The sequence below is a fragment of the Pseudoalteromonas sp. T1lg21 genome, from assembly GCF_002964625.1.
Lineage (GTDB): Bacteria > Pseudomonadota > Gammaproteobacteria > Enterobacterales > Alteromonadaceae > Pseudoalteromonas > Pseudoalteromonas gelatinilytica.
On record NZ_PQBX01000056.1, the window covers coordinates 609,942 to 635,801 of the forward strand.

The 25,860-nt window shown below is 41.5% G+C and carries 23 protein-coding genes, 2 pseudogenes and 1 riboswitch; of the genes and pseudogenes, 9 read left to right on the plus strand and 16 right to left on the minus strand.

The features are described 5' to 3' along the window. Nucleotides 1–16: 16 nt before the first annotated feature. Nucleotides 17–1,225, plus strand: a complete 1,209-nt coding sequence (locus tag C2M25_RS12995) for an HD-GYP domain-containing protein (protein WP_063703201.1) — start codon at nt 17–19, stop codon at nt 1,223–1,225. Between the two features lie 20 nt (nt 1,226–1,245). Here the strand turns inward: C2M25_RS12995 and C2M25_RS13000 are convergent, their stop codons facing one another. Continuing rightward, on the minus strand, nt 1,246–2,313 hold the full coding sequence (locus tag C2M25_RS13000) for a general secretion pathway protein GspB (RefSeq protein WP_105181276.1): 1,068 nt from the start codon (nt 2,311–2,313) through the stop codon (nt 1,246–1,248). Between the two features lie 13 nt (nt 2,314–2,326). Next, the gene (locus C2M25_RS13005) at nt 2,327–3,247 is read right to left on the minus strand and encodes an ExeA family protein (RefSeq protein ID WP_105181277.1); all 921 of its coding nucleotides are present in this window, start codon (nt 3,245–3,247) and stop codon (nt 2,327–2,329) included. 125 nt (nt 3,248–3,372) lie between these two features. On the opposite strand from C2M25_RS13005, the gene C2M25_RS13010 reads away from it, so the two are divergent. Then, nucleotides 3,373–4,482, plus strand: a complete 1,110-nt coding sequence (locus C2M25_RS13010; protein ID WP_105181278.1) for a tRNA nucleotidyltransferase — start codon at nt 3,373–3,375, stop codon at nt 4,480–4,482. On the opposite strand, the gene C2M25_RS13015 is transcribed toward C2M25_RS13010, so the two are convergent. The 4 genes from C2M25_RS13015 to C2M25_RS13030 all read right to left on the minus strand — a co-directional run bounded on the left by C2M25_RS13015 (nt 4,470) and on the right by C2M25_RS13030 (nt 7,829). Next, nucleotides 4,470–4,991 (minus strand): Lcl C-terminal domain-containing protein, encoded by a 522-nt coding sequence (locus C2M25_RS13015; protein ID WP_063703194.1) that lies wholly within the window; start codon nt 4,989–4,991, stop codon nt 4,470–4,472. The two genes, C2M25_RS13010 and C2M25_RS13015, sit on opposite strands and share 13 nt — an antisense overlap. Before the next feature lies 1 nt (nt 4,992). Then, nucleotides 4,993–6,672: an Lcl C-terminal domain-containing protein gene (locus C2M25_RS13020; protein ID WP_105181279.1), complete on the minus strand. Its 1,680-nt coding sequence runs from the start codon at nt 6,670–6,672 to the stop codon at nt 4,993–4,995. An 83-nt stretch (nt 6,673–6,755) separates the two neighbouring features. After that, the gene (locus C2M25_RS13025; RefSeq protein WP_105181280.1) at nt 6,756–7,088 is read right to left on the minus strand and encodes a hypothetical protein; all 333 of its coding nucleotides are present in this window, start codon (nt 7,086–7,088) and stop codon (nt 6,756–6,758) included. Between the two features lie 33 nt (nt 7,089–7,121). Next, nucleotides 7,122–7,829: a DUF2982 domain-containing protein gene (locus C2M25_RS13030; RefSeq protein WP_105181281.1), complete on the minus strand. Its 708-nt coding sequence runs from the start codon at nt 7,827–7,829 to the stop codon at nt 7,122–7,124. 241 nt (nt 7,830–8,070) lie between these two features. Between C2M25_RS13030 and C2M25_RS13035 the strand changes: the two genes are divergently transcribed. The 3 genes and pseudogenes from C2M25_RS13035 to msrA all read left to right on the plus strand — a co-directional run bounded on the left by C2M25_RS13035 (nt 8,071) and on the right by msrA (nt 12,841). Further along, the gene (locus C2M25_RS13035) at nt 8,071–9,123 is read left to right on the plus strand and encodes an efflux RND transporter periplasmic adaptor subunit (protein ID WP_105181361.1); all 1,053 of its coding nucleotides are present in this window, start codon (nt 8,071–8,073) and stop codon (nt 9,121–9,123) included. Between the two features lie 2 nt (nt 9,124–9,125). After that, complete coding sequence (locus tag C2M25_RS13040) at nt 9,126–12,224, plus strand: efflux RND transporter permease subunit (protein ID WP_105181282.1); 3,099 nt, start codon at nt 9,126–9,128, stop codon at nt 12,222–12,224. Nucleotides 12,225–12,308: 84 nt separating this feature from the next. Continuing rightward, nucleotides 12,309–12,841 (plus strand): annotated as a pseudogene (gene msrA / locus C2M25_RS13045) (peptide-methionine (S)-S-oxide reductase MsrA). Between the two features lie 148 nt (nt 12,842–12,989). On the opposite strand, the gene C2M25_RS13050 reads toward msrA, so the two are convergent. The 3 genes from C2M25_RS13050 to C2M25_RS13060 form a co-directional block, all read right to left on the minus strand. After that, on the minus strand, nt 12,990–14,843 hold the full coding sequence (locus C2M25_RS13050; RefSeq protein ID WP_105181283.1) for a TonB-dependent receptor domain-containing protein: 1,854 nt from the start codon (nt 14,841–14,843) through the stop codon (nt 12,990–12,992). 34 nt (nt 14,844–14,877) lie between these two features. Further along, a riboswitch (cobalamin riboswitch) is annotated at nt 14,878–15,033 on the minus strand. Nucleotides 15,034–15,204: 171 nt separating this feature from the next. Then, on the minus strand, nt 15,205–15,444 hold the full coding sequence (locus tag C2M25_RS21745; protein WP_130050669.1) for a hypothetical protein: 240 nt from the start codon (nt 15,442–15,444) through the stop codon (nt 15,205–15,207). Between the two features lie 129 nt (nt 15,445–15,573). After that, nucleotides 15,574–16,056, minus strand: coding sequence for a YajQ family cyclic di-GMP-binding protein (locus C2M25_RS13060; protein ID WP_063703177.1), 483 nt, complete (start codon nt 16,054–16,056; stop codon nt 15,574–15,576). Nucleotides 16,057–16,213: 157 nt separating this feature from the next. On the opposite strand from C2M25_RS13060, the gene C2M25_RS13065 reads away from it, so the two are divergent. Both C2M25_RS13065 and C2M25_RS13070 read left to right on the plus strand, forming a co-directional pair. Then, nucleotides 16,214–16,564, plus strand: a complete 351-nt coding sequence (locus C2M25_RS13065; protein ID WP_063703175.1) for a VanZ family protein — start codon at nt 16,214–16,216, stop codon at nt 16,562–16,564. Continuing rightward, the gene (locus C2M25_RS13070; RefSeq protein WP_063703172.1) at nt 16,557–17,450 is read left to right on the plus strand and encodes a ketopantoate reductase family protein; all 894 of its coding nucleotides are present in this window, start codon (nt 16,557–16,559) and stop codon (nt 17,448–17,450) included. Before C2M25_RS13065 ends, C2M25_RS13070 begins: the two co-directional genes overlap by 8 nt. 142 nt (nt 17,451–17,592) lie before the next feature. Here the strand turns inward: C2M25_RS13070 and thiI are convergent, their stop codons facing one another. After that, entirely contained in the window at nt 17,593–19,050 is a 1,458-nt protein-coding gene (thiI, locus tag C2M25_RS13075; RefSeq protein ID WP_063703169.1) for a tRNA uracil 4-sulfurtransferase ThiI, read from the minus strand. A 108-nt stretch (nt 19,051–19,158) separates the two neighbouring features. After that, the gene (locus C2M25_RS13080) at nt 19,159–19,812 is read right to left on the minus strand and encodes a TetR/AcrR family transcriptional regulator (protein ID WP_105181285.1); all 654 of its coding nucleotides are present in this window, start codon (nt 19,810–19,812) and stop codon (nt 19,159–19,161) included. A gap of 217 nt (nt 19,813–20,029) precedes the next feature. On the opposite strand from C2M25_RS13080, the gene coaD reads away from it, so the two are divergent. Continuing rightward, nucleotides 20,030–20,512, plus strand: a complete 483-nt coding sequence (coaD, locus tag C2M25_RS13085; RefSeq protein WP_063703162.1) for a pantetheine-phosphate adenylyltransferase — start codon at nt 20,030–20,032, stop codon at nt 20,510–20,512. Continuing rightward, nucleotides 20,509–21,885, plus strand: coding sequence for a capsule assembly Wzi family protein (locus C2M25_RS13090; RefSeq protein ID WP_105181286.1), 1,377 nt, complete (start codon nt 20,509–20,511; stop codon nt 21,883–21,885). Before coaD ends, C2M25_RS13090 begins: the two co-directional genes overlap by 4 nt. Before the next feature lie 10 nt (nt 21,886–21,895). Here the strand turns inward: C2M25_RS13090 and C2M25_RS13095 are convergent, their stop codons facing one another. From C2M25_RS13095 to argH, 5 genes and pseudogenes are all read right to left on the minus strand, one after another. Then, a complete protein-coding gene (locus C2M25_RS13095) occupies nt 21,896–22,429 on the minus strand; it encodes a hypothetical protein (protein WP_105181287.1) in 534 nt (177 codons plus the stop codon). A 3-nt stretch (nt 22,430–22,432) separates the two neighbouring features. Continuing rightward, nucleotides 22,433–22,951: a hypothetical protein gene (locus tag C2M25_RS13100; RefSeq protein WP_105181288.1), complete on the minus strand. Its 519-nt coding sequence runs from the start codon at nt 22,949–22,951 to the stop codon at nt 22,433–22,435. Further along, on the minus strand, nt 22,941–23,483 hold the full coding sequence (locus tag C2M25_RS13105; protein WP_105181289.1) for a hypothetical protein: 543 nt from the start codon (nt 23,481–23,483) through the stop codon (nt 22,941–22,943). The genes C2M25_RS13100 and C2M25_RS13105 overlap by 11 nt, the downstream gene beginning before the upstream one ends. A gap of 13 nt (nt 23,484–23,496) precedes the next feature. Further along, the gene (locus C2M25_RS13110) at nt 23,497–23,703 is read right to left on the minus strand and encodes a hypothetical protein (protein ID WP_105181290.1); all 207 of its coding nucleotides are present in this window, start codon (nt 23,701–23,703) and stop codon (nt 23,497–23,499) included. 252 nt (nt 23,704–23,955) lie between these two features. Continuing rightward, nucleotides 23,956–25,820, minus strand: a pseudogene (argH, locus tag C2M25_RS13120) (argininosuccinate lyase). Nucleotides 25,821–25,860: the final 40 nt, after the last annotated feature.

Here is a 25,860-nt window from a genome sequence, read left to right on the forward strand (position 1 = left end):
ACTAGAAGTAAAGGCCTTGAAAACACTCCCTATCAATCAACTTAAGCCGGGCATGTTTGTACAAAGCGTGACAAAACAAACAGGCAAGATCCGTATAAAAAACCAAGGTTGGGTAAAAACGCAGGGAAGTATAGATAAACTGATCAAGGCAGGTATATTAGAAATTTCAATCGATCCGGATAAAACACTGACTTTAGACAGTGATAATAAAGTGGTCGAGCAACAAGATATTGCGAAACCTGCGACCAATTCAGAGACCTTTAATCCTTGGCACACCAGCCATAGCGTGTCAGCAGAAATGAGCAAAGCAAACAGCTTATACAACGAAGCAAGAACACTGCAAAGCAAAGCATTTGATGATATCCGCGATGGCAACAAAATTGATATCGCCCCTTTTAAAGACCTCGCAAGTGGTTTTATTGATTCGGTTTTTCGTAACCAAGATGCGCTTGCTTGTATCACACGTATGCGCGAAAAAGATGCCTATCTGCTTGAACATTCAATCAATGTTTCGATTTTAATCAGTATTTTTGCCAAACATTTAGGAATAGAAAAATCGATAATCCAAGAAATTGCCACCGGCGCATTACTACACGATATCGGTAAAATAAACATTCCTGATGAAATACTTAATAAACCAGGCAAGTTAACCGATGACGAATATAAAACCATTCAAGACCACGCTCGCTTTAGCAAAGAAATTTTAGAGCAGTCAGGTTTAAGTGGAATTGCGGTGGATATTGCAGGATTCCATCACGAGCGCTTAGACGGTAGTGGCTATCCGTTTGGTAAAAGTGGTGAAGAGATCAGCTTGTATGTGCGCATGGCTTCGATTGTCGATGTGTATGATGCACTAACCGCTGAGCGGGTCTACAAAGCAGGCATGGAGCCAATTAAGGCATTTAAAATTCTCAAAGAAGGCTGCCCAGATAGCTTTGATGGAGACTTAGTCACTAAATTTATTCAATGTATTGGTATTCACCCGGTTGGCACTTTAGTGAAACTTGAAAGTCAAAAGTTGGGGGTGGTCACTCACAGTAACCCAACCAGCCCTTTAAAACCTCAAGTTAAAGTGTTTTATCACGCTAAACATGCGCGTTATACCGAAGTGCAGGATATTGATTTGGCAAACAGCCGCTGTCATGACAGTTTAGAATCAGCAGTCAGGCCTGCTGAATTTAATATCGATCTGATCCGCTTTTTTAAGAACGCGATTTTACCTTAATCCCTTAAAGTAAAGACTGGCTATTCAGGCCAGTCTTGTAATGCTTTTAGGGTAAACTCATAGCCATCGTAGCTTAATAAGCTTTGCTCAGGGGTAATTTCAACCACAGATAGCACACCAATGTTATCGCCTTCGTATAATTCTCTACCGTTTAACTTAATCCAACGCTTTGATGATTCAGACGCATAGATATGCGCTTGATATTTAATGGTAGGAATTAGGCTTTGCAGCGCATCGGGTAATAGCTCAATCGGCTCAGCATACGAGGTATTTTTAGTGCTTCGAGTAATATCAACACTGTGTGCGTTATCAACATCTTCAACCGCTTTAGCAAAGGCATCCTTTAAGGTATCTGGCACATCTCTTAACTCATCATTTGTTGATGATTGCGATGCGGGTTGAGTTGGTTGACCATCAAGTGGCTTACCCAGCACCTTATACTTGCTTAGATCAATGCCATTGCTGCTCATTTGTTGCGGGTTAATCTGCTGCATTTGCATTGATTGAGAAAATTGTGGCTGCGATTGATATACAGGCTGATTTTGATACACAGCTTGCTGCTGATATTGCGGCTGTACTTGATAACCTTGATTCGCGTACACAGGTGCTGAATTTACCGGAACTTGCACCCACTGGTATTGCTGTCCTTGCACTGGCACCTGCTGCATCATTTGTTGATGCCCCATGGCTGGTTGCATCAACTGCCCTTGTTGCGGCATTGTGGTTACTTGAGCTGGGTTATTAGCAGCTTGCTGAGTGTGTGGTTGGGCAACTTGATCTTGCTTAGCGGGTTGTTGCGATTCAGGGCTTGCTTGAGCCTCAGTCGCAGCGCTTTCAGTGGCTTCATGGCTGTTATTAACAACTTTTGGCTGTTCAGCAAATGGTTTATTTTGTTGTAACCATTTACCAATTGAAAAGCCTGCCATCAAGGTTAAAATGGCCGCCAATAATAAGCCAAATGAAAAAGCTAAGCGGCGATAGCGTGTAAGTTCTTGTTGTTGTTTGAGCGCAAGCGCTGCTTGGTCGTGGTCAACCGCGGTTTGTTCGTGCTGACCAGACTGTTTAATTGCATCTAATAATAATGACATAAATGAACACTCGTTATATTAGGTAGGATAAACCAATACCCATTCCTAATACGGCTAAAAATGAAACTGGGTAGAGCCAAACATAACTCGGCTCTTTATTTGCTACTGTGGCCATTGGTGTACTCGTGGGTGGCAATGCTTCAGCAGCTGAGCGCATCACAAGCTCACTATCAATACTCAATTTTTGCTGCGAAAAAGCCCCTACTAAACAACGCTCACACAATAAATTGATTAATCTTGGTACACCTTGAGTGACTTGATAAATTGCTTTTAACGCATCACCTGAGAACAAGGCTTGCTCTGTACCCGCTTTAAACAAGCGATGCTTAACATAGGCAAATACTTGCCCTTCCGTTAATGGTAATAAGTGATAACGTGCCGTTATACGCTGAGCTAGTTGTCTTAATTCAGTACGTTTTAATAACTCTTGTAACTCTGGTTGCCCAACTAACACAATTTGCAGTAGCTTTTTGTGATCCGTTTCGATATTCGTCAATAAGCGCAATTGCTCTAGCACATCTGGCGCGAGTAATTGTGCTTCATCAATAATTAAGATGGTATGACCACCTGCTTGATTATTTGCCTCTAGATGTTTTTTAATAACATCAGTAAGCGTTTTTAATGTCGCATTCGCGCTGTCATACTCAATTTTCAACTCATCACAAATACTGGCAAGCAGTTCGAGCTGTGACAAAGCTGGGTTATGAATTTGTGCCACTTGGGTGTTTTCAGGTAACTGCTCTTGCAGGCTTCTTGTTAGTGTTGTTTTACCTGTACCCACTTCGCCTGTTAACAGAACAAAGCCACCCGCTTCACCTAATCCGTAGGTAAGATGTGCTAATGCCTCTTTATGGCGCTCACTAAGAAATAAATACTCAGGATTAGGGGCAATCGAAAAGGGTTTTTCTGACAAGCCAAAATAGCTTAAATACACCGTGTTATTCCTTGCGTTTAAAATCACGGTCTATAATGGCAAAAAACATCGCTACTTAAAACCTTGTTTACATTTTATTGGTTAAATAACGTAAAATAGCGAAAAGGCAAAATTTTAGGTGTTTTATGCAGGTTTATTTAGTCGGTGGCGCAGTGAGAGATGCCCTACTTGGTCGTGACGTTAAAGAGCGCGATTATGTGGTGGTTGGTGCAACGCCCGAGCAACTGATCAGCCAAGGCTATCAACAAGTTGGAAAAGATTTTCCAGTATTTTTACACCCTAAAAGTAAAGAAGAATATGCGCTAGCCCGTACCGAGCGAAAACAAGGTCAAGGTTACACGGGGTTCATTTGTGATTTCGCGCCTGATGTCACTTTAGAGCAAGACTTAATTCGTCGAGATCTCACCGTAAACGCCATTGCGCAAGCCCAAGATGGCAGCTTAGTTGATCCATTTTCTGGCCAGCAAGATCTTGAAAATCGTGTATTACGTCATGTCTCCGATGCCTTTAGTGAAGACCCTCTACGCATATTGCGAGTAGCGCGTTTTGCTGCTCGTTATCATTACCTAGGCTTTACTATCGCCCCAGAAACCCTATCACTATTAACCGAGATGGTTAAAGCCGGTGAACTGAGTACCCTCACCGCTGAGCGCGTTTGGTTGGAATGCGAAAAATCCCTCAGTGATGGCGCATTTAGCGAGTTTCTAAATGTACTTGCCAGCATCAATGGCCTGCATGTGATTAGCCCTGAGCTTGAAAGTAAATGGTGTGATGAGCTTTACAATACGTTTCAAGCACGTTTTGACTATGCTAACAAACTACAAATTAACGACACTGCGTTATTATTTAGCCAAATTACTTTATCACTTTCAAGCGATGAGATAAAAACGATAGCTAGCAACATACGCTTACCTAATGAAGTGCGTGATTTAGCGCTATTTAGCCAAACTCATCAAACAACATTAAGTGCAGAAAAACCGACTAGCGAAGCTGTTTTTGCTTGCTTTAATCAACTTGATTTATGGCGTCGCCCTGAGCGTTTTGAGCAAGTATTGAAGGTGTTAGAAATAAGTCAGCAACAACCTGTTAGCTGTTTTGAGTCGCTCACAAAGACAGCTAAGCAAGCACGAGCAGTTAGTCCGCAGCAATTTATTGCTCAAGGTATTAAAGGCGCAGAAATAAAAACCGCGCTTGAGCAAGCGCGGTTAGAAGTTATTAACAGTTACTTTTCGTAGCGCACCAAACGCAAATAAACATCGGACGTTTTTGCGTGCAGGCTGTTTATGCCTTTATCAAATTGGTACACCCAAGCAAGATCGGTACGACTGATCCCTGAAGTACTGCTCCAATAGTTTTGCAGCTTAGTCGATAAAAATGCCGTTTCGTTGATACTAGGCTGTACACAACTATGCTCTAAGATACTTGCTAACTCTTTTACATTTGGCACATGCCAATCAGTGTAATCAGCAAACGTTGCGTTTTCGGCCCCGCGTAAAGCTTCGCCCCATGTAAGCTGCTGGCTCGTGCCCTCGCAAGTATCCGTGTCACTATCATAACTTTGGCCAAAGGTACAACGTTGCCACATAAGACCCGTTTCGCTGTCACTTACTGTACCATCCTCATTGATAGTAAAGCGGCTATCAGGCGTCGTCTCAGTGACGGCGCTATAACATACTTGCGCAGCGGCATAACTCGATTGCAGAGCGATTACGGTAAGTGCTGTGATTAAAGATAAGTTTCGCATATTACTCTCCCGGCGTTCTAACTAAGCGCACAAAGGCAGTGTTACTTTTTGGATACGCTAAATCATTCGCACTACTCATATCGATAATATAAGCTTGCGACAAACTTGTTCCATCTGCCGCGGTTTGCGAAGTCCAATAAGGCATAAACGAACTGCCATCTGTACTTAGTTGCGTGTCGCTCGGTTGATTTGGGAAAAAGTCACTATTAAGTATCGAAGACTCACCTTGCTTGGCATAATCTAATAACCCTAATAATTCGGTGTAAGTGGGCACACGCCAATTTGTACCACCGCAAAAATCGCTGCTGTTTACATCATTAATGTAAGTTTGCAGGCCACAGTTGCTGGTGCTTGGGCAAGTAGAGCTCGCAGCCCCTTGTACACTGCCCGTTTGCACACCACTTGAACCATTTAAATACCAGGTATAATGGTTTGTTGCTGCACGATCGGTTGTTGACGGCGGTAATGTTGAACTTGCTTCTTTTACTTCCCAAATAAGGCCCGTCACGTTATCGCGTACACAACTAAAGCTGGTCGCATCATCAGGAAGTTCGTCGGCATATTCATTCATTTTGGTAAAATCAAACGCCAAGTCACCCTGACCGACTTTATCTAGTTGATTGGCGACACTGTCACGGCCTATATCTGCGTCTTGGCTTGGGAAGTCTTCGCTGCCGCAATTAATTTTTTGCGAGTTGTTATAGCAATCGCTCATACCGGTATCGTTAATTAATCCCAACGGTTTTGGACTTATATCGATAATCACTGTATCTGTGTCGCTACGCGATTTACTGTCTGTCACGGTAACTTCAAAACTAAGCTCTGAATCGGTATCGACATCAGGGGCTACAAACGTCGTGATACATTGGTTCTGGTTTGCCAACGTCACTGTTTCGCCTGTTAACTGCTCCCAAAAACATGATTTTGTTGCTGTCACAATTTCACTATTGCTGGCATCAAGGGTTACGGTATCAAACTCGATAACCTGCTGGTCTTCCCCTGCATCAGCAATAATTACCTCAACCGTTTTGTTTAAGGTAAACGACGCCTCAGTACTCGCCGAGCCACCTTCATCATCGGTTACAGTCAAGCGCCATGTCATTGCTGTATTTGATTCAAGTAATGGGTGAGTAAAACTAATTGTTTGGTTTGTATAACTATCAGCGGTTAAATCCGGACCATCCAGTTGCGTCCACAAATAACTGTCAACCGAGCCATTTTCATCGATATCAGCAGATTCTTCGCCGCTTAATGTGATCACATCATTGTATTGTGATGGCAACTCTTCTGGCGCAGTTTGGGTAATAACAGCAACCGGGAGTTGGTTATTGGAAGTAATAAAAATACTTACCTGATCGGAAACAAGTTGCCCATCATCGGTTTGATAATTCACTTTCAACACAAGCTCTGAATCGAGCTTAATATCAGGAGCAGTAACAGTTTGCTCAGCACCCTCAGCAGGAAAACCTTCTAATGCTGGGCCACTGACTCGCTCCCAAGTGAAGGTTCCATCGCTTGGAGAGCCTTTTGCAGATACAGTAAACTCACTTTTTTCAATGATTTGCTGATCTGTGCCCGCATTAACGGTTGCAGCGGTTGTGCTCGAGTCACTCGAACCGCCACCGCCACCACAGGCTGTTAATGTCGTTAATGCAACTAGGGCAAGAGGCACTAATCTCATGTTTACCACCTTAAAATGAAAAGTCGGTTAAGGCCGACTGCCAAATAAGCTAATAACAAGCAATTAAAGTGCCAGACTAGGAGTTATAAATAACTTTCTTGGTGGATACGAACGAAAAGCTTTGTGCCGACTTTACTGTAGTCGACTTTATACTCTCGACCATCTAGGGCTTGGATAAACAGTAAACGTTTTTCTTCTGCGAACACATCTGGACTGGTTACATATACCATCTCTAGATAGCGCTCTTTCGCTTCACGACGGTTTTTTGGCAGATCTTCTTTGAAAGGCTCAAGGCCATTTTGGGTCACTTTAATACGTGGATGGTTTTCACCATTCACTATCACTAAATCAAGTTTTTTATCTTTGTGTATAATTGTGTTTCGACCGCTTTTAATAAAAGAACGTTCTTGACTCATAGCCTTTTCCTACTACTTTCTGCCACCTAAAGCTTACATTTTCTGCAAGCGAGTCTCTATAAACTCATTAGGATTCAGTTTCCAACGATTCAAATCAGCACTAAATTGCCAAATATCAACATCAAGTACATTGGCAGGCAGTAATAAATCGTATCCTGTCAATTGCCTTAAATGCTGCGTACGATTGGCAAACATGGCAATCAATCCTTTGTAAAGCTGACCACTTGGGGCAGTGTAGTCCGTCTCTTCTATTAACCATTCTGATGGGCAATCACCATTTTTGCAATGTTTTTGAATAACTTGCATAAATAGATGACGCTGCTCTATTAGTAATCGTCCGGCAATTCTTGGGTGAATCTGTGTTAAAAATTCATCTATGTTATTGAGTTTAATACCAACTGCATTTAACTCAAGGTATTCTAAGCCCTGTTCCACTTTTGGTATACCACTATGATGAAAATTAGCATGATTTAGCTGCCAATTCCCAACTTTGTGATGATAAATAAGTAAATTCTGAGTAAATGTTAGGCTAAAGTATGGTTCTTGAGTTTTTAAAAAGCCAACAAAAATTGCCGCAATGCAGGTTGTGGCTAAAAAAATCTCAACAATGCTAATTTCACCGGGCCTCAATAGGTTAACTAGCATAATAATGATTAACCCAATACCGCCCACAATTAAAAACTCACTACCATGGCGGGATGCTTGTGCGCGCACTCTAAGTGCAGGAGGTTTCTTATCCATAAACAGAAAAGTAAAAAATAAACATCACAATTGTGACCAAAACTATCTTTCTAAGCGTTAAACAATAATTACATTTTGGCTCTTTACCCATACTAAAACCTCTCTTTTAGTCACAATAAAGGAACAAATTAGCCGAACTTTTAACTTTTACGCCAAATGCACAAATTTATGAGATACCTGACATACGGGGCACGTACTAATTTTGTACACTACACTCAACTAATTTTCTGGTAACACGATGATGTATTCTACACAATCTGGTAAAGCACTTTTTCCTTTTATTATTACCCTTTTACTAGGGTTATGTATTTATTTGTATTTACCTTCAAGCCAAGGTGAGCAAAGCAACTTTGGCGACAGAGCAACGCAGGTGACAGCACACACTGTTACAGCCGAAGAAAATGCGGTGCTAATAGAAGCAATTGGTAGTGCTCGTGCTAACCAAGCGATTTATATTCGCAGTGCACAAAACGATTATGTTACCGATATCTTTTTCAATGATGGCGACTTAGTTAGTAAAGGTCAAAAGCTGGTTCAATTGCAATCTCAAGAAGAAGAGTTAGCAGTGAAAGAGCTAAGCATTAATTTACGTGAAGAACGCCGTCAACTTGAACGCCTTACTGAGCTATCTCGCTCACAGGCTACGGCTAAATCGTTACTAGAAGAGCAGCTATCACGCGTAGACGCAACCGAAGCACAACTTGAAAGCGCTAAAACAAAACTTGCCGAAATGACGATTAAAGCACCCTTTTCTGGCTTACTTGGCAAGCGCGAAATTTCAATTGGTACTTATGTTAGCAATACTACAAACATCACCACCCTTGATGATATCAGCATCATTAAAGTCGACTTTAAAGTACCAGAAAAATACCTAGCGCAGTTACAGCTAGGAATGAAAGTGATGACCCAAAACGATGCTTACCCAGATAGAACCTTTAACGGTAAAGTGACGCATATTAGCTCGCGTATCGATTCAGTCACTCGTAGCGTTGAAGTGACTGCAAGCTTTATCAATGAAAAAGGCCTATTACGCCCAGGTATGCTGTTAAATACCGCATTAGAGTTAAGCTCAAACCAAGCACTTATGGTGCCTGAGAAAGCCGTGATCCCGCAACAAGACAAACACTATGTGTTCCAAATTGAAGATGGCGTTGCAAACAAAGTCGAGGTGCATGTGGCTGGTCGTCACAATGGCTGGGTAGCCATTGATAAAGGCCTTGAAAATGGCCAACAAGTTGTGACTGAAGGCATCATTAAGATCCGTACTGGCAGCAAAGTAAGTATCAAGGGCTAAACATGAAAATTACTGATACTAGTGTTAAACGCCCGGTCTTTGCGATCGTAATAAACCTGTTGTTACTTACCTTTGGTTTAGTGGCATTTTCTATGCTGCCACTGCGCGAATACCCAGATATTGAAACACCGATTGTCAGCGTTAGCACTGATTACACAGGTGCCAGCGCAGAGATTATTGAAACGAAAATCACCCAAGTACTCGAAAACCGCATTTCGGGTATCGAAGGCATTAAAAGTATTAACTCATCAAGCCGAAATGGTCGCTCAAATATCACCATTGAGTTTAATATCAGCCGCGATATCGATGCCGCATCAAACGATGTACGTGAACGTGTCGCCCGTGCCCTTGATAGCTTACCTGAGCAAGTTCGCCCACCAGAGGTCTCTAAATCAAACAGTGATGAAAGCCCAATTGCCTGGTTCGTACTAAACAGTACCACTATGGATTCATTGCAGTTATCTGATTACGCACAGCGCTTTATTGTTGACCGATTAGCGGTTGTTGATGGTGTCTCTAATGTACGCGTGGGTGGCGAGCGTAAATACGCAATGAAAATCTGGTTAAACCGTAAAGCGATGGCAGCGCGCGGTATTACCAGTAGCGATATTGAAAATACCTTACGCACTGAAAACGTTGAATTACCTGCCGGTGAAATCGAATCTATCGACCGTGATTTTACAGTACGTACCGCGCGTAGTTATAAAGATCAGCGAGACTTTAGAAACCTAGTAATCAAACGTGGCGATGACGGCTATTTAGTACGTTTAGGTGAAGTGGCTGATGTTCACTTAGAAGCTGCTGACGACGAAAGTTTATTCCGAGGTAATGGCCGTAATATGATTGGTTTGGGTATCGTCAAGCAAGCAAAAGCCAATACCCTAACCGTGGTTGATAATGCCCGCGCAGAGCTTGAAAAAATTAAGCGTAACCTGCCAGAAGGCACCACCATTCAAGACAGCTATGACTCATCAATTTTCATCAAAGAGTCTATTGATGAAGTGTATAGAACCCTTGGGATTTCAATGGCGCTAGTTGTCTTGGTTATTTACCTATTTTTAGGCAATATCCGCGCAACCCTAGTGCCTGCTGTAACCGTACCAGTGGCCTTAGTGGGCAGCTTTATGTTCTTGCTGGCTATGGGTTACTCAATCAACTTATTAACTCTTCTGGCACTCGTGCTTGCTATCGGTTTAGTAGTAGATGATGCGATTGTAATGCTTGAGAATATTCACCGCCGTATAGAGCTGGGTGAACCACCACTGCTTGCAGCGTTTCGTGGTGCCCGTGAAGTTGGCTTTGCGATTATTGCCACCACACTCGTATTGATTGCGGTCTTCGTACCGCTAGTGTTTATGGATGGTCGTATTGGTGCCCTATTCACAGAATTTGCGATGGCAGTAAGTGCCGCGGTGTTCTTCTCGAGTATTACTGCATTAACCCTTTCTCCGGCGCTTTGCTCTAAAGTGTTAAAAGCTTCAGAAAAAGAGAGTAAATTTAGCCAGTGGATGGATAGAACCTTCGCCAAAATCGAAAACGCCTATCGTAACTCGCTGGCTTCAAATATGGGCCGTAAGTGGAGCTTACTACTGACTATGATTTTGGCCGGTGTTGCCAGCTTTATGCTGTTTCAAAAAGTGCCTTCAGAGCTTACTCCAAAAGAAGACCGCGGTACTTTCTTTATCATGATGAGTGGCCCAGAGGGCGCAAGTTATGAAAATAACGCTGCAAACATGGCTAAAATTGAAGAACGTTTAATGCCTTACTCTGAGTCTGGTGAATTGAGCCGAGTGCTTGTTCGTGTGCCGGGCTGGGGCGGCCAAGGTGGTGTTGCTATCATTGGTATGGCTGACTGGGATAAGCGTAAGCGCTCGACGTGGGAAGTAATGGACGAAATCAGCGGTAAAATGACTGAAGTGACTGATGTGCGTGCGTTTGCCATTATGCGCCGTGGTATTGGTGGCGGCGGTTCATCTCGTCCGATTGAATTTGTACTGCAAGGTAACGATTACGACCAGCTAGCCGATTGGCGAGACCGTATTATTGAGCGTGCTGAGAAAAACCCAGGCTTGGTAAGAATTGACCACGATTACAAAGAAACATTCCCGCAGTTTTTAATCAACATTGATAAAAACAAAGCCGCGGATTTAGGGGTTTCTGTATCTGATGTAGGCCGCACGCTAGAAACCATGTTAGGGCAACGCCGCGTAACGACCTTTATCGACCGCGGTGAAGAATACGATGTGATTTTAAAAGGCACCAAAGAAGACTTTGCTAACCCAACTGATATCTCAAATATCTATTTAAAGTCACGCAGTGGTGAATTAGTGCCGCTAGATAGCTTAATTAGCTTAAAAGAAGAAGCCACCGCATCGCGTTTAAACCGTTATAACCGTATGCGCGCAATTACGTTAAGTGCGAACTTAGCAGATGGTTATACCCTAGAAGAAGCGCTTAACTTCTTAAATCAAGTGGCAGCAGAAGAAAACGACATCGACGGTGCAATTGACTACAAGGGTGAATCTCAGCTGTTCTATGAAGGTGCATCGGCAATGACCTATGTATTCATTCTGGCGCTGACTGTTACCTTCTTAGTACTTGCAGCCCAGTTTGAAAGCTTTATTCACCCATTTGTGATCATGCTTACTGTGCCACTTGGTTTAGTGGGTGCGTTATTTGGCTTGTGGTACACCGGACTTACTCTAAATATTTACAGCCAAATTGGTATCGTAATGCTGATAGGTTTAAGTGCGAAAAACGGTATCTTGATTGTTGAGTTTGCAAACCAGCTGCGCGATAAAGGCGTTGAGTTTAACGAAGCGATTAGCCAAGCTGCGACACAACGTTTACGCCCAATTATTATGACCTCATTGACCACAGTGATGAGCTCGGTACCGCTAGTTCTTGCAAGTGGCCCAGGTGCAGAAAGTCGCATGGTAATTGGTGTGGTGGTATTTACAGGTGTTATTGTTGCAACCTTACTAACCTTGTTCGTTGTACCTGCAGCATACAGCGCACTTGCCCGAAATACCCAGTCGCCTGAGTACTTACAGAGCAAGTTAGAACAACAAGCAAAAGACAAGCCGTTAGAAGAAATTTAAACAAGCTTGAGCTTTAACAAAACGCCGTCTTTACGGCGTTTTGTTTTTTCGGCTATAGTCAGCAAAACGGTAAGGGAGTGAAATATGGATAACAACATACAAATCGCCACTTTTGGCGGCGGCTGCTTTTGGTGTATTGATGCCGCATTTAGACGCGTAAAAGGCGTGCTTAATGTCAGCTCTGGCTATGCCGGCGGTGAGATTGAAAACCCAAATTATCAGCAAATTTGTACTGGCTTAACGGGTCACGCTGAAGTGTTCAGCTCGATTTTGACAGCAGTATTGTAAGCTATAACACCCTACTTGAAATGTTCTTCACTTTACACGATGCCACACAGTTAAACCGCCAAGGTAATGATGTCGGCACCCAGTATCGAAGTGTTATTTACTATCATGATGAAAAGCAAAAAGCAGAATCTCAAGCCATGATTGATGCTTTACAAAAGCAAATTCGTGAGCCGATTGTCACCGAGCTTAGCCCGCTTACAAACTTTTACCCTGCAGAGCAGTACCATCAAGACTATTACAATGAAAACCCAAACCAAGGTTATTGCAGTATTCTGATTGCCCCTAAGCTTGCAAAGTTCGAACAGTATTACGCAGATAAACTAAAATGAAAAAAGCCCGCTAAGTAGGTAGCGAGCTTTTAGACGCAGAACTAATAATAACGCTGAGCTTGTTTTAACTTAGGACTAATGACATCAACGGGCAAATTAATGTCAATTACTCGCTATAAGTAAACAACTCAGCTGACCTTAGTGGTTATTAGAACTGATAGCGGGCACCTACAAACAGGCGACGCTCGGCCGTGTTGTAGTAATAAAATTCGTCGTTGATGTAATCACCATCTAGGTCTGTACCATAGGCATCAACGGCGTTGTACTCTTTATCGAATAGGTTTTCTACACGTAGTGACACAGTTAAGTTGTCAGTTGCTTGGTAGTGACCTACTAAATTCCATAACGTATACGAAGGTAAGTGCGTTAACTTGCCATCACGATCACCACGGTATTGCATATCGATACCGGCATCAAAATCACCCCATGCTTTGTTTAATGACCAATTCACACTGTGATTTGACACATAGGTTAGTGACTGACCTGTCTCAGTATCTTCCGCTGAAAGGTAGGTAAAGTTAAAGCTGTGATCAAAGCCAAACACTTGGTTTTTAAAGCTAAACTCAACACCTTCGTGGCGAGCTTCGTTTATATTGGTTGGGATCCACTGCCCTGATGCATTTGGTGCCCAAGCGATTTTGTTGTCGATTTCGCTGCGGAAAATCGCAATATCAAGGCTGATATCATTCACATTGAGTGATAAACCAAGCTCTTGGTTATCTGATGTTTCAGGATTTAACTCTGGGTTACCTGAGCCAGGGTAATATAGGTCATTAAATGTTGGAGATTTAAAACCCGTACTTTGACTTACGCGGAATGTAGCGATGTCATTTAAGTGATAGCCAACAGCTGCGGTGTAAGTTGTTTCATCACCAAACTGTTGATCATCATCTTGGCGAACGGTTAGGTTTGCCAGTACTTGTTCGTCGTCATAATAAGCGCCAACAAACGCAGCGAATACTTCACGGCTGTCTTTTAAGTAAGTACCTGAGTTAGTGTTCACTTCATCTTTATACCAATTCAAACCGCCACTAAGAGTCAGCGCTTGATTGAAAAAGTATTGGCCATTGTAATCAATTTGCTCACGCTCAGTTTCAAACTTATCGACCACCGTTGCGCCTGTGTAATCAATACGTGAGTCATCTGAACTATCACTTGATATTGCAATATCAATGGCATGGCCGTGTTTTTCGAAAGCTTTTTTCCAACCTAGTGAAGCTTGGTAATTTTCGAACTCGCCTTTTTCTACAGTGCTGTCTGCAGGGCTATAAGCGCTATCGTATTTTGCTTCGCCTTCTGAGTATTGTGCTTGCGCTAAAAACTCACCTAACTGCTCATTTTGATAACCTAGATTAAAGCCAAGGTTTTTGTTCTCGTAGCCGTCTTCATCAGGCGCTAAGCCTTGAAGGACATCAAACCCATCTGTTTTTTCATAACCGGCATTAACGGCCACATCAACACCCGCAAACTGATCACCTGTCGCTACTTGGTACTCTTGGTAAGAGTCTGAGCCAAAAGTAACATCTAAGGTCGTATTTTGTGCTTTACGCGTAATGATATTAATCACACCAGCTAGCGCATCAGAACCATATACAGCAGCACGTGAGCCTTTAATTACTTCAACACGCTCAATACTGTTTAAAGGAATATTGCTAATACTTTTATAGCCAAGTGTTGCAGAGCCGGTGCGTACACCATCAATTAAAATTAGCGTATGACGAGAACTTGCACCACGTAATGACACACCTGAGCTTTGCCCAAAACCACCATTGGCATTAATTTGAAAGCCTGCTTGGGTGGCCAGTAAGCTTGGTAAGTCACGAACATAGCTTGCTTCAATATCAGCACGGTCTATAACAGTAACGCTGGCTAATACATCATTAATTGATTGTTCGAATTTATTGGCAGTAACTGTGATATGCTCGATCGATTGCTCGTCAGCAGATACAGAAAAAGACAACGCAGCAGCAACCGCTACGCCTAACGCAGATTTATTTAGCATGATATCCCCTAGCCTGTGCCCACCGCACACGCGAATAGTAAGTTACTTCAAGGCCGGTCTCCGGACTCTGTAAATGCATGGCATATACATTACCGTTGCGGGGGCAGTGTTGGCATTGTTTTCTCCCTGAAAACGCACCGACTTCCCGATTATCTTGCGACTATTTCACCCTTTGAAATAAAACGTATCAGAAGATACAGCAAGCACCTCGAAAATAGGCCGTTATTGTGATGATTTTGGGGAAGAAAGTCAATGGACGGCTATACTGCTAAAAAAGTTTTAAGTCTAAAGCTTCAAGCTGCAAGTGGAGTCAGATCAAAAAAGCCAATCAACATAGTGATTGGCTTTTATAAAACAATAATTACCAGAAGTACTCATGAGGTTTTGAGTTTCCTAACGGAAAAACAATTCCTTCTGGGTCAGCACCATTCAGCACAAGCTTACAAAGAGCTTTATTTAAGCGTCTTCTTGGCTTAGTCATTGTCATTTTCACCCACCAACTTGGTGTTTGTTGGTAAAAATAAGTACTGTGTGGACCTGTGTATTTTCTGTTTATTTTACCGTGTTTATTACGGTCAATTGTTTTGTTTTTTACTGACATAAATATCCTCTAGCTGAAAATAGCTAGAAGATATCTTTTTCTCTGTAACCTAATATTCGTCTCAAAATACGCTCCTTGTAAAGTTCAGAAACTTGCAGGCTTATAGCTTAAAGCTATAAACACAGTGTATTAATCGCGGAAGTTTTTGAACTGGAATGGTTGACCTAAATCAGCAGTACGAACAACTTGCATTGCTTCTTGTAAATCATCACGTTTTTTACCAGTTACACGTAATTCTTCACCTTGAATCGCGGCTTGTACTTTAATTTTTGAGTCTTTGATTAACTTAACGATTTTCTTCGCTACGTCTTTTTCGATACCTTGCTTAAGAGCAACATCACGCATTACGTATTTACCGCTACGCGACTCATCTCTTAATTCTAGGCTAGATACATCTAAGCCACGCTTTGAAATTTTCGCAGCAAGAATGTCAAAAAGTTGCATTACTTGTTGTGGTGCTTCAGCTTTTAACTTGATTACTTTATCACTTAGTTCGATTGATGCATCAACACCACGAAAATCAAAACGCGTCTCTAGTTCACGCTTTGCATTATCTACTGCATTCTGCGCTTCGTTCATTTCTACTTCAGAAACAATATCAAATGAAGGCATGGGGTTCTCCTAACATAGTCTTTTTTAAATTCATTTATGGTTGGCAATTATAACGCTTATTTGTCGATTCTTTCTATTTTTATCCGATTTGTTCAGGTGCGATGCAAAAATTGTTTGATATACTGGCCATTCAATTTCGGCATTTTTAGGGTTTATTGTGACAAGGCGTGTTTACCAAGTTATCTTTTTAGCCAGCATTATTGGCTTTACGATTTTGTTTGCCAAAGAAATTAAAGGGGTGAGCAACCTCTTCCCACACGTAGATAAAGTGGCGCATTTTGGTATTTTCTTCATATTAGCCATGGTGATGGATAAAGCCTTTAAATTACCACTCATGGTGCAAATTTTACTGTTAGCTGGGTATGGAGCCGCCATTGAATTTATGCAAGATATGCTGCCTTACCGTCAAGCCTCGGTTGGTGACTTTATCGCTGACTTTATTGGTGCCATCAGCTATTTTGCTATAAAACTTGGTTTTCATTTAGGTAGTAAGCAACGTAATGGCTAATGTTTTAATAGTTGGCGATGGTGCAATTGGCTTATTGTTTAGCCATTTTTTATCTGCACAACATGACATTACATTACTGACCCGCAAGCCAACCCTGACCACACGTTTTTATCAAGCAAGTAATGGTAAATCACACCCTATCAAAGCCCGTCTCATTAATCATAAAGAGCTTGGTCATTCAGCGCCCTTTGATTTAGTGTTAATCACCGTTAAAGCATTTCAAGTTCAAGCGGCCTTTAAGCAAATAAAACCTTACCTCAATGAAGACTGCCAAATCGTTATTTCTCATAATGGTATGGGTAATGTTGATGAACTTAATGCCCAGCTTTTGAACACGCAAGGATTAGCGTTTTTAACAACGCGTCTAGCTGGTTTTAAAACAACACCTTATAGCGTAAACCACACTGGAAATGGTGAAAGTGTGCTAGGCGCATGTAATGCGGCTGCAAGCGAAAGGCTCAACGAGCTTAAGCAGCAGTTTAGTTACTTACCACATTTTTCTGTGAGCGATGATATTCACTCGCTGCGCTGGCAAAAACTACTAGTGAACATTGCCATTAATCCCTTAACGGCAATTCATAACGTTAAAAATGGCCAGTTACGCGCACCACAATTTAGCACGCGCATTATTAATTTACTTAGTGAGGCGTGTTTGGTAGCCAATAAACAAGGTGTTGATGTAAAACTCAGCGAGGCGTTGGACCAAGCCTATTCTGTGATGACAGCCACCGCTGAAAACTTTTCTTCTATGCAACAAGACATCAGCCATAATCGAGAATCTGAAATTGATGCAATTTGTGGCTATGTGTGTGAGCAAGGTGCTAAGTTAGGGATAAAAACCCCCTATAATCAAGCAATGCTAAGCATGATAAAAATTAAAAGTTGATGGGCTGCTAGCTACTAAGAGAAAGAGTAAAGAATAAAGCTACAAGGGGAAAGGGGAAAGTTTCAAGGGGAAAGTGGAAAGTTCTCGTAATGATTTCAGGCATTAAAAAAGCGCGAACATGTCGCGCTTTTCTCACTATCCCTTACGGGCGATACACTTTTACGTTGCTAAAGCCTTCTTCGTGAAGGATCAGTGCTTGTAGCTGGCTCATCACACCTTTAGCACAATATAAGTAATATTCTTTATCCTTTGGTAAGTCACCAAATTTAGTCGCTAAACGGAAGAAAGGTAAATGTACAACTTCAATACCTTCAAGCTCTAGTGGGTTTGCGTCTTCTTCTTCAGGTGAGCGAATATCAACAACAACCGCTCCTTCAGGTAAATCAGATACAGACTCTGCTTCTTTCACTTCTTGCTTAGCTTCGGTGTCGATATCGCGAATATCCATCACACGTGCATTTTCAACAACTGTATTTAGCACGTCGAAATCAAACTTAGCTTCTTCGGCAAGAATAGTTTTGATTTTAGCTTTAACCGTAGGCTTTTTAGAAATTACGCCACAGTATTCAGGCATACTTTCTGCCATCTCAGCCGTACCAATTTTGCGCGCAATATCAATAATATCTTGCTTATCGTGCTGGATTAACGGGCGAATGATTAAAGTTTCCGTTACACGGTCAATCACACTAAGATTAGCCAGTGTTTGGCTTGATACCTGACCAATACTTTCGCCAGTCACTAGCGCTTGTACACCTAGTTTTTCTGCAACTTGGCTACCGGCACGCATCATCATACGCTTAAGTACAACACCCATTTGGCTGTTTTCAACGTTCTCTAAAATCTCAGCAACAACAGGTTCAAAATCAACAGTAACGAACTTCACTTTGTGAGTAGAGCTGAACTGTTTCCAGATATAATAACTCGCCTGTTTAACACCGATTTCGTGCGCAGCCCCACCTAAGTTAAAGAATAAGAAGTGAGTACGTGCACCTTTACGGATCATTTGATAGCTGGCAACACCAGAGTCAAAACCGCCCGACATAAGCGACAATACATCTTCTTGTGTAGGCAGCGGGAAGCCCGCCATACCTAAGTGAGTTTGAGTAACGATGTATGCTTTATCATCACGCACTTCTAAGCGAACAGTTACTTCAGGGTGAGATAACTTAACGCGCGCACCTTCAACATGCTGGTTTAAACCACCACCTACGTAGCGCTCTACGTCGCTCGATGTAAAGTCATGCTTACCAGAACGTTTACAACGTACACAGAATGTTTTGCCCGCAATCGTGTGGCCGATTAGTTCAAGTGCTTTTTGGTAAATATCGTCGATTGAGTCGAAGTCTGTTTCTGTTACTTCAATAAACTGTACGATACCTGGAATGCGTTTTAAGCCATCGATAATATCTAAGCGAACTTGCTCAGATTCTAGCAAGCTAACAACAGAGATATTGTCCCAGTTGTTTCTTACCTGAACTTTTTCGTCAACACGACGCAAAACGATCTTAATGTTATTTTCTAATAACTTGGTAAAACGCTTACGAACAGATTTACTCTTGATCGCGATTTCAGGGTGTAATTTGACGATAAATTTAAGCATAGTTCACTCTTAGACTGTGGATTTCACACGCCCTGAGGTATAGCAACCTCAAGGGCGCGCGATTATAACAAAAATTATAGCGTCTAGGAAATAAACTGCTTTGCGGGATTATTGTTCGCTTTGCTCTGTTTCAGCAAGGGCTAAATACTTAGCTCTTAATTGATTTACTTGTTCTAAGTGTTGCTCAGTGCAATGAGCTTTTAATAGCAGTAATACTTTTAAAATACCGTTATAAATATCAGCTCTGGCAAGTTCACCACTTAAGCGACGAGCTTTGATGTAAGGCGTCCAAAAGCTCACGGTCATTTTTAGCATATGCGCAAGCTCTGTGACATCTTCGTCTTCAATGCAAATGATACCGCCTTCACGCAATGCAAATAGCACATCTTTGACTTGCTCTAAAAGCTCAGCTTGAAACGCAATGTAGCCTTTTTTCAGCTCTTCATCACGAGATAAGATATCGCCTAAGTTGTCGTAGAAAAACTGAAAACGCCACATAAGTTCAAATAGCGAATCAAGATAGCCCGCTAGGTTTTCTAGTGCGTCGTCACCGGGAGTCAGTGGCTTAAAGTGAGTGTGTAAATGATCGCTATACAAAGCAAATATGTGACGAATAATATCTTCTTTATTTTTAAAGTGATAATACAAGTTACCTGGGCTTATCCCCATATGCGAAGCAATATGGTTAGTTGTTATGGCACGCTCACCATGGCGATTAAATAACTCGATGCTGGTGTGTATGATTTTGTCCTTTGTGCTCATAGCTTATTTACTCTGTTTTTTATGATTATTACGGTCCCCAGCCGAGCAGTATAAACAAATGCGCAGCAATTAAATACTACCTTGAAAAATATTAACCTCAATCGGTTTAGTACCTTATATAGGTGAAGGATTCTAATCCGATACGCGTACTTTCGAAGCTGCATCGTCGAGAAAACACTGTTAATATAGCAAGCAAATTTATAAATCGCTGAATGTTATGAACGTTACTGCAATCTATCCGGGCACTTTCGACCCACTTACAAATGGCCATACAGACTTAATTCATCGCGCGGCAAAAATGTTCGATAAAGTGATTGTTGCCATTGCGCATAATCCAAGTAAACAACCTTGCTTTACCCTTGATGAGCGCGTTGAACTTGCTAATAAGATTTTGGCGCACCTTGATAATGTGAGTGTGATTGGTTTTTCTGGCTTATTGGCTGATTTAGCTCGCGACCACAAAGCCGAAGTGCTTATTCGTGGAATTCGTGCGGTGTCTGACTTTGACTATGAATTTCAGTTAGCGAATATGAATCGTCGCCTAAACCCAGATCTAGAAAGTGTATTTTTAACACCGGCAGAAAAAAATTCATTTATTTCATCGACACTCGTCAAAGAAGTCGCACGCCACAATGGCGATGTAAGCGAGTTTGTTGACCCAGTCGTAGCCAAAGCCTTACAGGATAAAATTCACGGATGAAATTAAAAAAGTTCATTAGCTTAACAGCATTACTAATGATCTCTGCGCCAAGTGTTGCTGGACCATGGATAGAAAGCGACGACCCATTGCTTCGCGCTTCAATCGAAATGCTCTTTAACCAAGGCATTATTAAACAGCCAATTAATAGCTATCCATTAATGTGGCAAGGTATCGCACGCGACCTAGACGTTACCAATACCAGCCAACTTGACGAGCAAAGCTTATTTGCTTATCAGCATGTAAAACATGCTCTTGATAATGCAAAACAAAAAACCAGCTCAGGTATTCGCCTAAACTACAACAGCGAACCTCTCACTCAGCAAGGTTTTGGTAAACGCCACCAGCAAGAAAGCGGTGTAAATAGTTATGGTTCAATCACAGGGAAGCGTGTTAGCGCTAAAGTGAGTGTAAATTACGCCGATGACGCCCTTGATAAACAGCATGTTACTTATCAAGATAGCTATTTAGCCGTACTCCTGGGTAATTGGTCAATCAGTGCAGAGCAAGTTAGTCATTGGTGGGGGCCAAGTAACGATAACGCCCTACTTCTATCAAATAATGCGGCGCCAATGAAAGGTGTGCGCTTCAGCAGAACAAATACGCAATATGTAGGCCCAAGTTGGCTGTCGTTTATCGGTAATTGGCAGTTAACGGGTATTTACGCCAAACAAAAGCCATATCTAAATAATTCAGATGACGGTGACTTTTGGGCACTCCGGTTTGCAAGTACGCCATTAACAGGCCTTGAAATAGCAATTAACAGTGCAGGCTCTGATTATTTAACTAGCCTCGAAATCAACCCTGTTACACTCGAAAGCAGTGAATCAACACACCGTTTAACGAGTTTAGATGTTAAGTACTCAACCACTTTAGCGGCGCAACCTGTGGCATTTTATGCTGAAGTAATGGGTCGAAATGAAAGTGGTTTAGCACCGAGTGAGCCATTTTATACGCTAGGCGTAGAAAGCTATTTTGGCTCGAAAGAAAGTCTATTAAAAAGCTACTTTGAATACTCAAATACAGAGCAAAGCTGTGATCAAATTAGCGATTGCGTATATGGCTCTGGCAGCTATACACAACGCTCACGCTTAATTGGTAGCTCAACACCGCTACAAAGTAAATCGGCTATCCTTGGCGCCTATTACCACACTCTAAATGGTTATGGTGGCCATGCGAAGTTACGTTGGATTGAAAGCGAAACCACACACGCTGAGCTCGCATCAGATACGAGTCAGCTGCAGTTAGAGCTTGGTTATCAGCAATCTGTGTTTAATGGTCTGTGGAAAGTGACAGGGCTTATTTCAAAAGATGAAAAAGGTGATGAGTCAGAAACAAACACAGCCCTGAGAACTAGCTGGGAATACCGTTTCTAACCAATTGGGGTCAAGCTGGTTCAGCTTGGCCTCGAACTTTCCTGTATAGCTTCACAAGCCCTAAAAAGTCTTTATTAATGAAAAGTGCGATGAGCATCATGATATCCATCAGGTTCACTGTGATACTGTAGACATCCCAAAACCACCAGCTTCCTGTATAGGCGTAGTTAATATCGAAATACATACCTAAAAACAGTGATATATTTACACTTAGACCAATTGAAATATAGAGCTTTACAGGCTCATCAGAAATGCTTTTACTTTTTGAAATTAGCCACACTATAAAGAAAATGACAATATCAGAACAAGCCCAGATTAAATAAGCTAATGTTGTATCCAAAATATCGTATCCAAAAGTGATATTCAGCAACGGATCACTAGCCATATATGAAATAAACATTGTGAATGAGATCCACATCTTGGTGCCATCACCACCTGGAAATGAAGATTTTTTGACCATATTGTATAAAAAGGCCATTAAAAATCCCCACATAATAAATGTAGCTAGATATAAACCTATGTTTTCTTGAACCACTCCAATCATTGATTAGATCAATTCCAACTTTTCTTCAGGTTTTTCGCTCGACGACATAGGATACTTAACAAATTTTTTGAGTAGTAAAAAGTCTTTATTGGATGCAATAGCAATTATCATCATTAAATCTAGTAAATTTACACCTATCGAAAATACACTCCACAAAAGCCAAGGTTCTCGATTACCTAGTATGAAAATATCGTAATGCATCGAGAGCATAAAACTTGCATTAAGCAGTAATCCAGCGATTACATAAATTGAAGCTGTAAAGAGTTTTACACTTTTTACTAACAACCAAAAAGAGATCACTAATATTGTTATCAAATCGTATAGAAACCAATTTAAGTATGGCGCGTCAGATAATTTAATAACATCCGTAACAAAATATGATAAGGCCATAATCGCAGATAAAATCAGAGGAGATTTATCAACTTTATTAATGCTGGTCGATAGATTAAACAAGAAAGCCATAAGTACCCCCCATTCAATAAAAATTCCAACCAGCTGGCCAGTAATTGAATCAAGATACATTAGAGGTATTTACTACTTTTTTATTCCTAAAGTGAGATTTGATAGATTTTTTAAGTTTATGCAGACCGTATATGTCTCTATCGATAATAAGAACTGCAATCATACTGTAATCAACGAAGTTAACTCCAAATGCATAAATATCCCATAGTAGCCATGGAGTTGAATTTCTATTTAACTCAACATCTATATACAAAGAGATAAAAAGTGTAATGTTAACGGCTAAACCAACGACTAAATATAAAAAGGAAGGGGTCGTTTTATTTATGAAATAATACCCAGTTAAGAGCGCTAATACTGTTGCTAAGTCGTAAAGTACCCAATCAAAATAAGTTGCGGCGGTAGAAGAAATCCAAGTGAAGAAATAATCACCAGCCATATAAGAAAGCATCATTATAAAAGAGCTGAGCAACAAGGTAGTACGACGCTTGACATCTAAACTATAAACAAAAACGTTAAAGAAAAATGCCATTAAAAATCCCCAAGCAGATAGGGCTGATAATGAAAAAAATCCAAATTGCTCAGTTAAAAACATTGTTTTCCTATAATCATTCTTCCTTCTTACTAGGAGGAAGAATTACACCGCCACCGCGTTGAATCTCTGCACCGCCTGATAAAGCCAGCGCTTCACTTGATAAAGTTACTGTATCAGATTGCAGGGTTTTATTACTAGTAGTTTGTTCCAAAGCAGGCTTTGTTTGTTGCATTTGGCTGTAAGCTTGCATTTGCAATTGGCTATTGTTTGAAATTTGCATAAGTTAATTCCTTTAAGTTAATTGTTTTTTCAGTTCAGCTTACAATAGCTTGTAAGCTGAGTTAAGCGCTCTCATTTTTTTGACGCTTTTTTATACTTCATCGCGACGTTGCCACCGCGCTGATAATAAAAGCAATTAACGATCCAACTTTTATAATTTTTGATCTTTTTGATCATAAAATTCAGCAAATCTAAATTTCAGGCATAAAAAAACGCACAGGGGTAACCGTGCGTTTTTCCTATCCAGGGAAAATTAAGCCAGGTGTTTACACGGGATCACCGCGCTATTACTCGGCTTTAAAATATATTCCATCGCCACTTCATCGCAATTATCTTTACGAAGGCAAAGCTCACAATCTTTGATCACTTTTTCTGGCAAACTGTCTTTGCTACAAAAACTAAATCCTTGGCTTGCAAAGAATTCTGGCACTCTTGTCAGAACAATTACCCGACTAAGCGCCAAGCTTTTGGCTTTTTTAAGCAAATGTTCAACAAGTTGACGCCCCTGCCCGGCAATTCGAGATTCAGGGTTCGCCCCAAGTGAGCGAATTTCAGCAAGACCAGTGTCGTAAATATAAAGCGATGCACAGCCAGTAACTTGGTTTTCAACCTCAGTAACAGCAAACTCATTGATTGAGTGAATCATGTCGCTCTTAGCGCGTGGTAGGTTTTCGCCTACCGTTGCCCAATGCTGAATAAGCTTGGCGATTGACTCAACATCATTTAAGGTTGCGTCACGTACCGCTATTTGCTGTTTTTTTTTGCGTATTTAATGGCGCTTGTTACTTGCTCAAGTGACGTACCACCCAGCGCTTGTCTTGCTTTAATACACGCGTCTATTTCTAATACAGGATATACATCTGATTCGAAAATGCTATGCACAGACTTAAATTGCTCTAAACTTAAATCTTCTAAGTTATTCCCTTGTGCAATAGCCATTTGCACGAGCGTACCAACAATGTGATGACCTTCTCTAAATGGAATACCTTTAGCCACTAAATAGTCAGCAAGCTCAGTCGCATTTGAGTGGCCGCCTTTTGCTGCCGCTAATGTTCTCTCTGCATTAACTTTAATACCTTTAATGCATGCCTGCGCCATATGAATACATGCTAGCCAAGTTGGCATCGCATCAAATAAGCCTTCTTTGTCCTCTTGCATATCTTTATTGTAGGCAAGTGGTAGTGCTTTAAGTGTCATCATCATGGCGCTGAATGCACCAAATACACGGCCCGTTTTACCACGAATTAACTCAAGAGCATCCGGGTTTTTCTTTTGTGGCATTAGAGAAGAGCCTGATGTTACCCCATCAGAAAGCTCAATAAAGCCCGCTTCACCCGAATTATAAAAAATTAAGTCTTCTGCCATGCGCGATAAGTGAATCATCGAAATCGATGCGCAGCTTAATAGCTCAACCACAAAGTCACGGTCAGATACGGCGTCAAGGCTATTACGTGTTGCGCCGGTAAAACCTAACCCTTCGGCAAGAATTTGCCTATCAATTGGGTACGCTGTTCCAGCTAAAGCACCACTACCAAGTGGACAATAATTCATACGGTTCTTGGCGTCGGTTAAACGGCTTTCATCACGCTCAAGCATTTCAACATAGGCCATACACCAATGACTAAATAACACAGGTTGTGCGCGCTGTAAGTGTGTGTAACCCGGTAAAATAGTACCAAGCTCACGCTCAGCTAAGGCAATAAACTCACCTTTGAGCTCTGCAATTGCCTCAAGGATATGCTCAGCAGTATCACGACACCATAAGCGGAAATCGGTTGCAACTTGGTCATTACGACTACGACCAGTGTGTAACTTTTTAGCAAGGTCACCCACTTTATCAATCAGTGCTGATTCAACATAAGAATGAATGTCTTCATGCCCTGCTACAGCGACTGCTTGTGGGTTTGCTTTAACCTCATCTAGCAGCTTATTAAGTGCTGCAACGAGATCATCGTATTCTTGCTGGTTTAAAACGTTTACTTGTTTTAACGCCCCTGCCCAAGCAACTGAACCAATAATGTCTTGCTCTGCAAGTTGATAATCAAAAGGAAGTGAATCGTTGAATTGTTTAAACGCTTCATCTGGACCCGTAGAAAAACGTCCGCCCCATAGTGCCATTGAACTGTCTCCAAATTCGGCTATTGCCCTGCTCGTGCAG